Below are 13,751 nucleotides of genomic sequence, written 5' to 3'. Positions count from 1 at the left end.
CATGGATCAGACAACGGACAAGGTGCCGGTGCGCGACGCGGCCACGGTGATCGTGCTCCGAGAGCGCGCGGGCGTGCCGCATGTGCTCATGGGTCAGCGCGGCGCGGGCGCGGCCTTCATGCCCAACAAGGTCGTGTTTCCCGGTGGTGCGGTCGATGCGGGCGATGCGGCCATTCCGCTTGCCCGACCGCTGCCCGATCTTTGTGCGAACAGGCTGTGTGAGGCAGCGCCGGGCAACCTTGCGCAGGCCCTTGCCGCCGCCGCGATCCGCGAGTTGTGGGAAGAGACCGGGCTTGCGCTCGGTCTTCCCGGCACATGGCCCGGCGCGGTGCCGCCGGATTGGCAGGGCTTTGCGGCCCGTGGCCTTGTGCCGCGCGCGGACGCGCTGCAATTCGTGTTTCGCGCCATCACCCCGCCGGGCCGTCCGCGTCGCTTCGATGCGCGCTTTTTCCTTGTTCATGCCGAGGCGCTGGCGGGCGATGCCGACGATTTCTCGGCCGCCTGCGAAGAGTTGAGCCACCTGCAATGGATTCCCCTCCCCGAGGCGCGGCATTTCGACCTGCCCTTCATCACCGAGGTCGTTCTGGCCGAGGTGGCTGCGCGCGCCCATGACCGCACCCCGCCCGCCTCGGTGCCGTTCTTTCGCAACGATGACGAGGAAAGCCTGTTCCTGCGCCTCAACGGAGTGCCACCACGGCCATCACTGAAAGGGTGACAAGGGCGATGCCCCAGCCCTCGCGCGCGCTCAGCCGTTCGCCGAAGAACAGCCATGAGACGATGAGCGAAAAGATCACCTCGACCTGCCCCACGGCAAAGACCAAAGCCGCGTTTTGTAGCGTGAAGGCGGTGAACCAGCACAGGCTCCCGCCCATCCCCGCGAGCCCCATCCAGACCGCCGTGCGCCAGGCCGCAACAACGCGCGCAACCTGACCCGGCTCGCGCCAGCCGAGCCAGAGCGCCAGCGCCACAGCCTGCATCACCGTGACCACCGCCAGAGAGAGCGCCGCACGCAGGAAAGGGTCCGCGCTCGCGATCTCCAGCGTGGCCCCGCGATAGCCGACGGCGGAAATGGCAAAGAACGCCCCGGACGCAAGGCCAAGCAATGCCGCACGCGCACCGATGCGCCGCCACCACCGCCCCTCACGGCCCGGCGTCTGCGACAGAAGCAGCACGCCGACGAGGCCGAGAAGGATAGCGCCCACTGCCGCGATGTTCACCCGGTCGCCCAGCACGATCAGGCCGACGATGGCGGTCTGCACCACCTCGGTCTTCTTGAAGGCGATGCCGACGGCGAAATTACGCTCGGCGAAAAGCGCGACCACGGCCCATGTAGCCAGGATTTGCGACAGCCCGCCCGCCACGGCATAGGCCCAGAAGCGCGGCGTATAACCCGGCCACTCCACACCCATGGCCAGGAGGTATCCGACCGCCAGCGCCACCACGAAAGGTGCCGAATAGAAAAACCGCGCCAGCGTCGCGCCGCCCGCACTCAGTGCGCCCATGCTGAGCTTTTTTTGCAGCATGAAGCGCAGCGTCTGAAACGCCGCAGCGGCAATCGAAAGGACAATCCATGGCTCCATGGCCCGTCATGCCCCGGATGGCCGGGATTGGCCAGTGGCCTCGCTCAGGATCGCCCGTCGCCGTTCCAGAGCGGGTGCGGCACCGGGTCCTTGGCGCGCAGGAAATGGGCGCGGATCACCTCGGCATAGGAGCGGTAGCGATAGCCGCCATTGCGCGAGAGGTAATGCGCGCGCCGCGCGGCGTAGAGCGCGGGCAGCCGATACCATGGCACATCGGGGTGCATGTGATGGACCACATGCAGGTTGTTGTTGAGAAACAAGAGCGCCAACGGCCCGCGATCCTCGATGATCACGGTGCGGCCGCTTGCGCGCACATGCGCGCGATGCTCGAGGAACGTGCGGATCTTAAGCAGGCCAAGCCCCAGCCAGACCGAGACCAGATAGGCCCAGAGTGGCATCGGCGCGAGCGCGACCCAACCCAGCACCAGCGCCACCGCCGGGACATGCCACAGCCACGCGCGCAGCGCGTCCCGGTCGCCCGCTTGGATTGCCAGCCAATCGGCGCGCAGGAACGCCACCTGCGCCACGAACGGGCCCAGCACCATCCGCCCCAGCAACGTATTGTTCGCCCAAAGCACGGCGCGCGCCCAGCGCGGCAATCGTGCCCAGCGCGCCGGATCGAGATAGTTCGATTCCGGGTCGTCATAGGGATCGGTCAGGATCTCCTCGCGGTGATGCGCGAGGTGCGTGTCGCGGAACCGTCCGTAGGGGATCAAGAGGCAGAGCGATGGGAACACCAGCGCCTCGTTCCAGAGGCGCGACCGGACCGGATGGCCGTGCAGCGCCTCATGGCAAAGCGAGGAATGCTGCGCGATGGCCAGCCCCGTCAGGACAATTCCCAAGGGCAGCCAGAGCGCCGCCGCCCAGACCGTGCCCAGCGCCCAGACCGCGTAGGTCAGTGCCAGAAGCACAAGGGTGGGCCATTCCACCCGCGTATCGGCCATGTCTGGGAAGTGCGTCCGCATCCGCGTTTCCATCTTTCCTTCATGTCGATGAGCCTGAGGAAAAGTGATTGAGATTCGGTTGATCCGGAATTGCGGGAATGGTTAACTTTTGCCTGCAATCATGATTTAATTCACCACATGTTCCATAATATCGACAAACGCGCCCGCGCGGACCTCTTCCGCACCCGCCTGACCGAGGCGATGCGCCTGCGCGCGACCAATCAGAGTGCGCTTGCCCGCGCCATCGGGGTGGACCGCTCGACCGTCTCGCAACTTCTCACGGGGGCGGGCGCGCGTCTGCCAAATGCGCAGGTCGTGGCGGAATGCGCCCGCGCGCTCGGGGTCTCGGCGGATTGGTTGCTGGGGCTGACCGCGCGCCCCGAGACCGCCGCCGATCTGCTGGCCAATTCGCTCTCGCTGACCGAGGCGCCCCGCGCGCTGGTGGATGAACAGATCTTCGCATGGCACAAGGAAGCGGCCGGCTACAAGATCCGCCATGTGCCCGCCGCGCTACCCGACATGCTCAAGACCCGCGCCATGCTGCAATGGGAATACGCGCCCTCCCTCGGGCGCTCTGCCGATCAGGCGATCGGTGCGTCGGAGGATCGCATGGCCTGGATGCGCGGCGCGCGCTCGGATTACGAGATTGCCCTGCCGCTCCACGAGATCGAGAGTTTCGCGCGCGGCGAGGGCTATTACCGTGACCTGCCCGCCGAGATTCGCCGCGACCAGCTTGACCACCTGATCACGGTCGCGCGCGAGTTCTATCCGCGCCTGCGGCTCTATCTTTTCGACGCGCACAGGCTCTATTCCGCCCCGATCACGATCTTCGGTCCGCTTCTGGCCGTGCTCTATATCGGGCGCAACTATCTGGTGTTCCGCGACAGCGCGCGGGTCGAGGCGCTCTCGCTTCATTTCGATACTCTGGTGCGCGAGGCGGAGATTTCCGCGCGCGCCCTGCCCGATCATCTCGCGGCGCTGACCGCCTCACCGCGTTGAAGGCGCACCGGGATCTCGCGCGCCAGCCGCAAGAGATGTGACATATACGGCTTGTCGGCATCCTCGTCGCGGATCGCGGCATAAAGGCGTTTGGTCTTGCCCTCTGCCGTCAGCGGGCGGGTGACGTAATCCGAGCTTGTGCGCAATTCCCGCACCACCCAGTCGGGCAAGACCGCCACTCCGCGCCCCGACGCCACCAGAAGCAGGATCACCGCCGTCAACTCCACCTGCCGGATGCCGCGCGGCTCGACCTTGGCAGGCGTCAGCAACTCGGTGAACACGTCAAGGCGCGAGCGGTCCACCGGGTAGGTGATCAGCACCTCGTCGCGGAAATCCGCTGCCTCGACAAAAGGCTTCGCCGCCAGCGGATGCTGGGCGGAGGCCACGAACACCGGCTCGTAATCGAATAGCGGCCTGAAGCTTATGCCCGGAAGATCCTCGGGATCCGAGGACACCACCAGATCCACCTCCTCTTTCTGCAAGGCGGGCAGCGCGTCAAAAGCAAGGCCGGGGCGGATATCGACATCGACATCGCCCCAGGTCTTTCGGAACCGTTCCAGCACCGGAAAGAGCCACTCGAAACAGGCGTGACATTCGATGGCGATATGAAGCCGGCCGACGCTGCCCTCGCGCAACCCTTCGAACTCCTGCTCCAGCGCCTCGATTTCGGGCAGGATCTTCTCGGCGAGGCGCAGCAGGCGATGACCGGCGGCCGAAAGGCGCAAGGGCTTGGACCGCCTCACGAAAAGCTCGACCCCGGTCTGCTCCTCAAGCCCCTTGATCTGATGGCTGAGCGCCGATTGGGTGATGTGCAGGATATCCGCAGCCCGCGCCAATCCGCCCGCCTGGTGGATGGCGCGGATCGTCCGGAGGTGGCGAAACTCGATGTGCATTATTAGCGATCCTCATTCTCACCATGAATTATATGAAGTTGTCTCACAGGGGCGCGGCTGCAACAAGAGGCTCAACAGGCTCCGTTCCAGAGGATCACCGATCATGAAAACGCCGCGCGTCTCTTTCGAGTTCTTCCCGCCCAAATCGCTCGAGGCGTCGTTCCGCCTTTGGGAGACAATCCACACGCTCAGCCCCCTTGGCCCGCGCTTCGTCTCGGTCACCTACGGCGCTGGCGGCACCACGCGGGAATTGACGCGCGAGGCGGTGAGCACGCTGCACAATGCCACCGGGCTCAACGTGGCGGCGCATCTGACCTGCGTGAACGCAAGCCGCAGCGAGACGCTTGAAATCGCCGAGCAGTTTCATGCCGCCGGCGTGCGCGAGATCGTGGCGCTGCGCGGCGACGCGCCGAAGGGGTCGGACGGGTTCACCCCCCACCCGCAAGGCTTTGCCGATAGCTGCGAGTTGATCGCGGCGCTGGCGGAGACCGGCAAATTCACCATCCGCGTCGGAGCCTACCCCGAGAAACATCCCGAAGCGGCGGATCAAAAGGCCGACATCGACTGGCTCAAGCGCAAGATCGACGCGGGTGCGTCAGAGGCGATCACGCAGTTCTTTTTCGAGGCCGAAACATTTTTCCGCTTCCGCGATGCCTGTGCCGCAGCGGGGATCAACGCCCCGATCATCCCCGGTGTCCTGCCGATCGAAAACTGGGAAGGGGCGCGCAAATTCGCGCTCTCCTGCGGCACGACCGTGCCCGTCTGGCTCGATGACGCGTTTGACAAGGCCCTGCGCGACAATCGGCATGACCTGCTGGCGACCGCGCTTTGCACCGAATTGTGCAGCGACCTGATCGAGGGTGGGGTGGAGGATCTGCATTTCTACACGCTCAACCGCCCCGATCTCACGCGCGATGTCTGTCACGCCCTTGGCGTGACGCCCAAGGTAACGCTGCGCGACGTGGCCTGAACACGTTCCCTGCGCGCGGCTTCCCGGTCGCGCCATCTGCCCCGGCCCTGTGGCCGGGGCTTTTTGGTGCATGTGCTCCGACTTCGAGAGCCTCTTGCAAAAGGTCGGGCGACCCTCCCTCTTTACATCCCCCGCCGCCTCCCGTCATCTACCGCTCATGACCGTCTCCGTTCAGCGCGCGAACCTGACCGGCGCCGCCTATGCCCTGGCGGCGATGGCGTGCTTTTCCGTGAACGATGTGGGAATCAAGTTCCTGTCGGGCGGGTATGCGCTGCATCAGGTGGTGTTCATCCGGGCGCTGGTGGCGCTGACGGTGTTTACCGTGTTTGTGATGCCGTTCGCAGGCGGTCTGACGGTCCTGCGGACACGCCGCCCGGTGATCCATCTGGTGCGCGGGCTCTGCGTGGTCACGGCAAACATGTGCCTCTTTCTGGGGCTGGCGGCGCTGCCGCTCGCCGATGCCACGGCGATCTTCTTCGTCTCGCCGCTCATCATCACGGTGTTCTCGGTGATCTTTCTGGGCGAGACCGTGGGCGTGCGGCGCTGGGCGGCCATTGCCGTCGGGTTCTTCGGCGTTCTGGTGATCGTCAAGCCGGGCACGGCGGCGTTTCAGGCGGCGTCGCTTCTGCCGGTCGCGGCGGCATTCTTCTATGCCACGCTGCATGTGCTCACCCGCAAGATCGGCGGCACCGAGAGCGCGCCGACCATGGCCTTTTACATTCAACTCACCTTTCTCGTGGCCAGCGTTCTCATTGGCCTCGGGCTGGGCGACGGGCGCTTTGCCGGGTCGGGGCATCCCTCGCTCGAATTTCTCTTTCGCGCCTGGGACTGGCCCGCCGCGCAGGATTATCCCGTCCTGATCCTGCTCGGGATCACCGGGTTGTTTGGTGGGCTTTTCATCAGCCAGGCCTATCGCCTCTCCGAGGCCGCCTTTGCCGCGCCGTTCGAATATGTCGCCATGCCCATGGCGATTCTCTGGGGCGTCACCGTCTTTGGCACCTGGCCCGATGCCACCGCCTGGATCGGGATTGCGCTGATCATCGGATCGGGGCTCTATCTGCTCTGGCGCGAGACGGTCCGCGAAGAGCCACTGGCCGCCAGGGCCCCCAAATACCGCCGCTGAGACAAGGAGAGGCTGCATGACCCCCACCTTCATCCCCTTTGAGGCGGGCGAGCGACATCTCGACTGGCTGGGCCTTTGTGCCGCGTTTCAGACGGGGCACGCGCGCCCCAAGGCCGAGATTGCCGACACATTCCTGTATCGGGGTAAGGATACGCTGCTCAATCGCGCCGCCTGGATCGACGGGCTGGGCATCGCGGTCAAATCGGCGACGATCTTTCCGGGCAATGCCGGGGCCGATCTACCCACGATCAACGGCGGGGTGAGCCTTTATGACGATACCACCGGACGGCTCGAGGCGATTGTCGATTTTCACCTTGTCACCAAGTGGAAGACCGCGGGCGACAGTCTTTACGCCGCGACCCGGCTGGCGCGGGCCGATAGCCGCGAAATCCTCATCGTCGGCGCGGGCACGGTCGCGCGTTCGCTCTGGCAGGCCTATCGCGCCGCCTTTCCCGAGGCGCGGTTCACTGTCTGGAACCGCACCCGCGCCAATGCCGAGGCGCTTGCCGCCACGTGTCCCGGCATGGCCGTGGCCGGAGATCTGGAAATGGCGGTGCGCGAAGCCGATATCGTCACCTCGGCCACGATGACCACAGAGCCGATCCTCAAGGGCGACTGGCTGCGCCCCGGTCAGCATATCGACCTGATCGGCGCCTATCGCCCCGACATGCGCGAGGCCGATGACGAGGCCCTCAAGCGCGCACGCATCTTTGTCGACAGTTTCGACACCACGGTGGGCCATATCGGCGAGCTGAAAATTCCGCTTGAGGCGGGCACCATCGCGCGCACGGATCTGGTGGCGGATTACTATGACGAGGCGCGGTTCCACCGCCAGAGCGACGACGAGATCACGCTTTTCAAGAATGGCGGCGGGGCGCATCTTGACCTGATGACAAGCCGCTACATCCTCGATGCGTGGCGGGCGGCCTCGTGATCTGGGGGCTTGTTGCCCTCGTCGCGCTGCTGGGCGCGCCGCTCTTGCGCGAGGCGCTCAGGCCCCGGATGAATGCGGCGGCGCGGGCCGAGGCCCCCGGCGATTTCGCCACGCTCTCGCGCGGGCGGACGCATTACCGTTGGTTCGGGCCGGCGCATGGCGCGGTCACGGTCTGCGTGCACGGGCTGACCACGCCCTCTTTCGTCTGGGACGGGCTGGCACCGGGACTGGCCGGGGCAGGGCGGCGCGTGTTGGTCTATGACCTTTACGGGCGGGGCTTTTCGGATCGGCCCGAGGGCGCGCAGGATGCCGCGTTTTTCATCACGCAATTGCGCGAGTTGCTGGCCGATCAGGGGGTGGCGGGGCCGGTCACGCTGATCGGCTATTCCATGGGCGGGGCGATTGCCACGGAGTTTTCCGCCAGACATCCCGAGCGGGTGCAAACCCTCATCCTCATCGCGCCTGCCGGCCTGGGCCACGATCTCGGGCCGGTGGCGCGGATCGTCGCGCGGGGGGGGCCGTTTGCGCTCTGGCTCATGCTTGCCGCCTTTCCCCGCAGCTTTCAAAGAGGGTGCGAGGCCGAGCGCGCGCTGCCCTCTTCGGTTCCGGGGATCGTGGACCTCCAACAGGCGCAACTGCGCTGGCGCGGGTTTGTGCCTGCCGTCGCGCGCTCTCTGTCGGGCATTCTCGCGCCGGACCTCTCACCGGTTCACGCCCGCATCGCGCAGAACGGCCCGCCCGTTCATGCGATCTGGGGGGCGGCGGATACGGTCATTCCCATCGCCTGCAAGGACAGGCTTGCCGCCCTCAACCCCGCCGCGCGTCAGAGCGTCATCGCGGGGGCGGGGCACGGGCTGACCTATACCCATACGGCGCAGGTGCTCGCCGCCTGTCTCGATGGTGACCGAGGCCCCGCCGCTTGACAAGCAACCGCGCGCAAGCGATGGACCGCGCCATGATATCCACATTTCTTCAGGTCGCCATCGGCGGCGCAATCGGGTCTTGTCTGCGCTATGGCGTGGGGCTGGCGGCGCTGCGCCTTGCCGGTCCCGGCTTTCCCATGGGCGTGCTTGCGGTCAATATCGTTGGCTCTTTCCTGATGGGGGCCTTTGCCATTCTCTCGCTTGAGCGCGGGCTGGCGCATCTCAACCCCCTGATCATGGCGGGGCTTCTGGGCGGATTCACCACCTTCTCGGCGTTTTCGCTCGAGGCGGTCACGCTTTGGGAGCGCGGCGCGATGGGGCAGGCGGCTATTTATGTGGGGCTGTCGGTCGGATTGTCCATCGGGGCGCTGATCCTGGGCGCGGCACTGGCACGGGGGGGCCTGGTATGAGCGGTGTTCAGATTATCCGGGTGGCGGAGGGCGACGGCGACCAGCGGCTTGACCGCTGGCTGCGGCGGATGTTTCCGCATGTGGCGCAGGCGCGCATCGAGAAAATGTGCCGCAAGGGCGATTTGCGCGTCGATGGGGCGCGCGCCAAGGCAAGCACGCGCGTCGAGGCGGGCCAGGAGGTGCGCATTCCGCCGCTGCCCGTTCCGGGATCGGCCCCGACCATGGTGAAAACCCACATATCCGAGGCCGATACCGCGATGATCCGGTCCTGCGTGATCTGGCGCGACGATCATGTGATCGCGCTCAACAAGCCGCCGGGCCTGCCGGTGCAGGGCGGCAGCGGGCAGGCGCGGCATGTGGATGGCCTTGCCGAGGCGCTGCGTTTCGGGCTGGAGGAGAAGCCGCGCCTTGTCCACCGCCTTGACAAGGACACATCGGGCGTCCTGCTTCTGGCGCGCACTCGCGAGGCGGCCAAGGGCCTTACGGCGGCGTTCCGGCATCGTAACACGCGCAAGATCTACTGGGCCGCCGTGGCCGGTGTGCCAAGCCCGCGCATGGGCACGGTGCGTTATGGCCTTGTCAAGGCACCCGGCCACGGCGCGAAGGGCGAGGGTGAAAAGATGATTTGCGTGCATCCCGGCAGGGTCACGGACACGCCCGGTGCCAAGGCCGCCACCACCGATTACGCGGTGATCGAGGCCGCAGGCGGGCGCACCGCCTGGATGGCGCTTGTCCCGGTGACGGGGCGGACGCATCAGTTGCGCGCGCATATGGCCGAGATCGGGCATCCCGTTATCGGGGACGGTAAATATGGCGGATCGGGGCAGGAAAACCTCGGCGATGGCTGGGGCGCGCAACTTGGCGGCGATGTGAGCCGCAAGCTCCACCTGCACGCGCGCTCTCTGAAGATCGAGCATCCGGTGACCCGCGCCATTCTGAGCCTGACCGCGCCCCTGCCCGAACACATGCGCCGGACCTGGGACCTGTTCCAATGGCGCGACCGGGATGCGCCCGAGGACCCGTTCGAGGATCTGGCATGAGCCGCCCCTTGCGTCTTGTGATCTTTGACGTGGATGGCACGCTGGTGGACAGTCAGGGCGACATTCTGGCCGCGATGCGCGCGGGGTTTACCGGGGTGGGAGAGCGCGCGCCGGCAAAGGCGGCGATTCTCGGGATTGTGGGGCTGTCGCTTGATGTGGCGGTGGCGCGTCTGGCGCCACATTTGCCCGCAGACACGCGGGCGCGGATCGTGGCGGATTACAAGGCTGCCTATATGGGCCTGCGCGCCGAGGCCGGGGTCACGCAATCCTCGCCGCTTTATCCCCATGCCCGCGCGACGCTGGAGGCGCTGCACGCTGTGCCCGAGACGCTGCTTGGCGTGGCCACAGGTAAATCCGCGCGCGGCCTCGACAAGCTTTTGGACGGGCATGATCTGCGGCCTTATTTCGTGACCCGGCAAGTGGCCGACCACCACCCGTCCAAGCCGCACCCCTCGATGATCCGCGCAGCCCTTGCCGAAACCGGGGTCGCGCCGGAAAACGCGGTGATGGTGGGAGATACGAGTTTCGACATGGAGATGGCACAGGCCGCCGGGATCACCGGGATCGGCGTAAGCTGGGGCTATCACCGCCCCGAGGCGCTGGGCGCGGCGGCGCGGATCGTGGAGGATTTCCGCGATCTGGCCGGGGTGCTCGAGGAGGTTTGGGGCGGCGTGAGATGAGCGAATGGGCGGCGAAACGGTTCTGGAAAGAGGCGCGCGCGGTCGAGGGCGCGCCGGGATATGCGGTCGAACTTGACGGCAGACCCGTGCGCACGCCCGCCAAGGCCGCGCTTGTCGTGCCGACGCGCGCATTGGCCCAAGGCATCGCCGACGAATGGGCGGCGCAAGAGGACGTGATCCGACCTGCCACCATGCCCATGACGCGCGCGGCTAATGTCACCATCGACCGGGTAGCGCAGGAGCGCGATGCGGTGGCCGCAATGCTGGCAGAGTATGGCGGCAGCGATCTGTTGTGCTATCGCGCCGATGGTCCCGAAGCGCTTGCAGAGCGTCAGGCCAAAGCGTGGGACGCGCTTCTGGAATGGACCGAATCGGTCTTTTCCGTCCGCTTGCGGGTTACACGGGGGGTCATGCCGGTCCAACAGGAGGCTGAGGCGCTCAATCGGCTGCATGACGAGGTAAAACTGCTTGATAATTGGGCATTAACCGCATTTCACGATCTGGTCTGCCTGAGCGGCTCGCTTGTCATCGGGCTTGCCGCGCTGCGTGGCTACGCGCCGACGGAAACCCTCTGGCATGTCTCGCGTATCGACGAAATCTGGCAAGAAGAGCTGTGGGGGTGCGATCAAGAGGCGCAAAAGATGGCTCAAGGGAAACAAAGTGACTTCCTTAACGCTATGCGCTTTCATGATCTTTCGCGCGCGCCGGGTGACGGAGCGTAAGCCTTTCGAAACCGGCACCGCCACGCGATTTCCTGAACAAAGACTTGACGTTTCAGCCTGAATCCACACAAACTTACTGGCACTGAACCGGGGAATTCCCTTTGCAGTGCTACACTGGCCCCTGCAAGGGCCAACAAAACCGCCTTCTGAAAGGCGGACAATCAGGAAGAGGTAAACATGAACAAAACCGTATTTTGGGGCGCACTGACTGTCGCCGGCCTTGCGGCTGGCGCATCGGCAGCGGCCACGCTGGATGATGTCAAGGCCCGTGGCAAGCTCAACTGCGGCGTGACCACCGGCCTTGTCGGCTTTGCCGCGCCCGACGCGAATGGCGTCTGGGAAGGCTTTGACGTTGCTGTATGCCGCGCGATCGCCGCTGGCGTTCTGGGCGATGCCAACGCCGTCGAATTCGTGCCGACCACCGGCAAGACGCGCTTTACCGCGCTCTCCTCGGGCGAGATTGATGTTCTGGCCCGCAACACCACCTGGACCTTCTCGCGCGATACCGACCTCAAGTTCGATTTCGTCGGCGTGAACTACTACGACGGCCAGGGCTTTCTCGTTCCCAAGGCGCTGGGCGTCAGCTCGGCCAAGGAACTCGACGGCGCGACGGTCTGCATTCAGACCGGCACCACCACCGAGCTGAACCTTGCGGATTTCTTCCGCGCCAACAACATCAGCTACGAGCCGGTGCCGATCGAGACCAACGCCGAAGGTCAGCAGCAGTATCTGGCCGGTGCGTGCGACAGCTACACCACCGATGCGTCGGGTCTGGCATCCACCCGGGCGGCGTTCGAGAACCCGGCCGATCACGTGATCCTTCCCGAAATCATCTCGAAAGAGCCGCTCGGCCCGCTCGTGCGCCATGGCGACAACGACTGGGGTGACATCGTGCGCTGGACGCTCAACGCACTGATCGCGGCCGAGGAATACGGCGTGACCAGCGCGAACGTGGCCGAACTGGCCTCGGCTCCGGGCAGCAACCCGGAAATCAACCGTCTGCTCGGCACCGAGGGTGACCTTGGCGCGATGATCGGTCTCGACAACGAGTGGGCCCGTCGCGCGATTGCCGCCGTGGGCAACTATGGCGAGGTGTTCGAGAAGAACATCGGCGAGAAAACCCCGATCGGCCTGTCGCGTGGTCTGAACGCGCAGTGGACCGATGGCGGCCTGCTCTACTCGCCGCCGTTCCGGTAAGACTGACTGACAAGGGGGCGCGGGGAAACCTGCGCCCTTCTCGCCTGTGACAAACGATAAGCGTCCCCCGTGCAGCAAAGCACGAAAAATCAACGGGGCGAAAAACAGGGAACTTCCCAGATGACAACGATCAGCGACCCGCCAAAGGCGTCGTTCCAGCTCTCGATGCTGATCTACGACACCCGGTTCCGATCCTACACATTCCAGTTCATCGCGCTCATCCTGCTGATGCTTTTCATCGGCTATCTGGGCGCGAACCTGATGAAAAACCTCTCGGATCAGGGGCAGAACATCTCGTTCGGTTTTCTGAACTCGCCGTCGAATTACGACATCAATCAGCGGCCGATCGAATATGACAGCCAGTCGTCCCACATGCGGGCCGCGATCGTAGGGGTCTTGAACACATTGATCGTGGCCTTTCTGGGCTGCCTGACCGCGACGGTGTTCGGCGTGGTCGCGGGCGTGCTCCGGCTCTCGCCCAACTGGCTCGTGCGCAAGCTGATGGCGGTCTATGTCGAGGCGTTCCGCAACGTGCCGGTGCTGATCTGGATCCTCATCATCTTCACCGTGATGACGGCGGTGCTGCCGTCGCCAAGCGCGTTCCGGGGCGACAATGCGACCGCGTCGATGCTGTTTGACGCCGTGGCCTTTACCAATCGCGGGGTCTATGTGCCCTCGCCGATCTGGGAGCCGGGGTCGATGGTGGTTGTGCTGACCTTTCTCGCCTCGATCTTCGGCATGTTCTATTACCGCCGCTACGCGACCAAGCTTCTATACGACACCGGCAAGCTGCTGCCGATGGGCTGGCCGTCGCTGGTCATCCTCTTCGTGCCGTCGGTCCTGATTTATTTCGTGATGGGACAGCCGATCAGCCTCGATTATCCGGCGCTCAGTGGCTTCAACTTTGGCGGTGGCCTGCATATCCGCGGTTCGCTCATCGCGCTGTGGTTCGCGCTGGCGATCTACACGGGTGCCTTCATTGCCGAGAACGTGCGCGCGGGCATTCAGGCGGTCAGCAAGGGCCAGACAGAGGCGGCGGCGTCGCTCGGGATGCGGCCCAACCGGATCATGAACCTCGTGATCCTGCCGCAGGCGCTTCGGGTGATCATCCCGCCGCTCATCTCGCAATACCTGAACCTCACCAAGAACTCGTCGCTGGCGATTGCCGTGGGCTACATGGACGTGACCGGCACGCTTGGGGGAATCACGCTCAACCAGACCGGCCGCGCCATCGAATGCGTTCTTCTGCTGATGCTGTTCTATCTCACGATCTCGCTCAGCATTTCGGCGGTGATGAACGTCTACAACAAGTCCATAATGCTGAAGGAGCGCTGAG

15 protein-coding genes are annotated in these 13,751 nt (G+C 65.2%); 12 read left to right on the top strand and 3 right to left on the bottom strand.

Features of this window, described 5'->3' with window-relative positions; all coding sequences use genetic code 11:
* Position 1: 1 nt before the first annotated feature.
* Entirely contained in the window at positions 2 to 715 is a 714-nt protein-coding gene (locus ABIE57_RS04125) for an NUDIX hydrolase (RefSeq protein ID WP_354537730.1), read from the top strand.
* Here ABIE57_RS04125 and ABIE57_RS04120 read toward each other — a convergent pair.
* Together ABIE57_RS04120 and ABIE57_RS04115 are read right to left on the bottom strand one after the other, a co-directional pair.
* On the bottom strand, positions 678 to 1,580 hold the full coding sequence (locus ABIE57_RS04120) for an EamA family transporter (RefSeq protein ID WP_354537729.1): 903 nt from the start codon (positions 1,578 to 1,580) through the stop codon (positions 678 to 680). The two genes, ABIE57_RS04125 and ABIE57_RS04120, sit on opposite strands and share 38 nt — an antisense overlap.
* A gap of 44 nt (positions 1,581 to 1,624) precedes the next feature.
* Positions 1,625 to 2,545, bottom strand: a complete 921-nt coding sequence (locus ABIE57_RS04115) for a fatty acid desaturase (protein ID WP_354537728.1) — start codon at positions 2,543 to 2,545, stop codon at positions 1,625 to 1,627.
* Positions 2,546 to 2,662: 117 nt separating this feature from the next.
* On the opposite strand from ABIE57_RS04115, the gene ABIE57_RS04110 reads away from it, so the two are divergent.
* Positions 2,663 to 3,523, top strand: a complete 861-nt coding sequence (locus ABIE57_RS04110; protein ID WP_354537727.1) for a helix-turn-helix domain-containing protein — start codon at positions 2,663 to 2,665, stop codon at positions 3,521 to 3,523.
* Here ABIE57_RS04110 and ABIE57_RS04105 read toward each other — a convergent pair.
* Positions 3,490 to 4,416, bottom strand: a complete 927-nt coding sequence (locus tag ABIE57_RS04105) for a LysR family transcriptional regulator (protein WP_354537726.1) — start codon at positions 4,414 to 4,416, stop codon at positions 3,490 to 3,492. The two genes, ABIE57_RS04110 and ABIE57_RS04105, sit on opposite strands and share 34 nt — an antisense overlap.
* Before the next feature lie 103 nt (positions 4,417 to 4,519).
* On the opposite strand from ABIE57_RS04105, the gene metF reads away from it, so the two are divergent.
* The 10 genes from metF to ABIE57_RS04055 all read left to right on the top strand — a co-directional run bounded on the left by metF (position 4,520) and on the right by ABIE57_RS04055 (position 13,750).
* Entirely contained in the window at positions 4,520 to 5,386 is an 867-nt protein-coding gene (gene metF / locus ABIE57_RS04100; protein WP_354537725.1) for a methylenetetrahydrofolate reductase [NAD(P)H], read from the top strand.
* A gap of 157 nt (positions 5,387 to 5,543) precedes the next feature.
* The gene (locus tag ABIE57_RS04095) at positions 5,544 to 6,509 is read left to right on the top strand and encodes a DMT family transporter (protein WP_354537724.1); all 966 of its coding nucleotides are present in this window, start codon (positions 5,544 to 5,546) and stop codon (positions 6,507 to 6,509) included.
* 16 nt (positions 6,510 to 6,525) lie between these two features.
* The gene (locus ABIE57_RS04090; protein ID WP_354537723.1) at positions 6,526 to 7,443 is read left to right on the top strand and encodes an ornithine cyclodeaminase family protein; all 918 of its coding nucleotides are present in this window, start codon (positions 6,526 to 6,528) and stop codon (positions 7,441 to 7,443) included.
* Positions 7,425 to 8,366, top strand: a complete 942-nt coding sequence (locus ABIE57_RS04085) for an alpha/beta fold hydrolase (protein WP_354537722.1) — start codon at positions 7,425 to 7,427, stop codon at positions 8,364 to 8,366. Before ABIE57_RS04090 ends, ABIE57_RS04085 begins: the two co-directional genes overlap by 19 nt.
* Before the next feature lie 32 nt (positions 8,367 to 8,398).
* Positions 8,399 to 8,776 (top strand): fluoride efflux transporter CrcB, encoded by a 378-nt coding sequence (crcB, locus tag ABIE57_RS04080; RefSeq protein ID WP_354537721.1) that lies wholly within the window; start codon positions 8,399 to 8,401, stop codon positions 8,774 to 8,776.
* Complete coding sequence (locus ABIE57_RS04075) at positions 8,773 to 9,816, top strand: RluA family pseudouridine synthase (RefSeq protein WP_354537720.1); 1,044 nt, start codon at positions 8,773 to 8,775, stop codon at positions 9,814 to 9,816. Before crcB ends, ABIE57_RS04075 begins: the two co-directional genes overlap by 4 nt.
* Positions 9,813 to 10,496: an HAD-IA family hydrolase gene (locus ABIE57_RS04070; RefSeq protein ID WP_354537719.1), complete on the top strand. Its 684-nt coding sequence runs from the start codon at positions 9,813 to 9,815 to the stop codon at positions 10,494 to 10,496. The genes ABIE57_RS04075 and ABIE57_RS04070 overlap by 4 nt, the downstream gene beginning before the upstream one ends.
* On the top strand, positions 10,493 to 11,218 hold the full coding sequence (locus ABIE57_RS04065; protein WP_354537718.1) for an ATP12 family chaperone protein: 726 nt from the start codon (positions 10,493 to 10,495) through the stop codon (positions 11,216 to 11,218). Before ABIE57_RS04070 ends, ABIE57_RS04065 begins: the two co-directional genes overlap by 4 nt.
* Before the next feature lie 177 nt (positions 11,219 to 11,395).
* Positions 11,396 to 12,415, top strand: coding sequence for an amino acid ABC transporter substrate-binding protein (locus ABIE57_RS04060; RefSeq protein ID WP_354537717.1), 1,020 nt, complete (start codon positions 11,396 to 11,398; stop codon positions 12,413 to 12,415).
* Positions 12,416 to 12,535: 120 nt separating this feature from the next.
* Positions 12,536 to 13,750 (top strand): amino acid ABC transporter permease, encoded by a 1,215-nt coding sequence (locus ABIE57_RS04055; RefSeq protein ID WP_354537716.1) that lies wholly within the window; start codon positions 12,536 to 12,538, stop codon positions 13,748 to 13,750.
* Position 13,751: the final 1 nt, after the last annotated feature.

Origin of the sequence: Roseovarius sp. MBR-6 (assembly GCF_040547525.1) — a bacterium.
Classification (GTDB): domain Bacteria; phylum Pseudomonadota; class Alphaproteobacteria; order Rhodobacterales; family Rhodobacteraceae; genus Roseovarius.
Note: the sequence above shows the minus strand (reverse complement) of the source record. Positions and strands in the feature narration are given on the sequence as shown.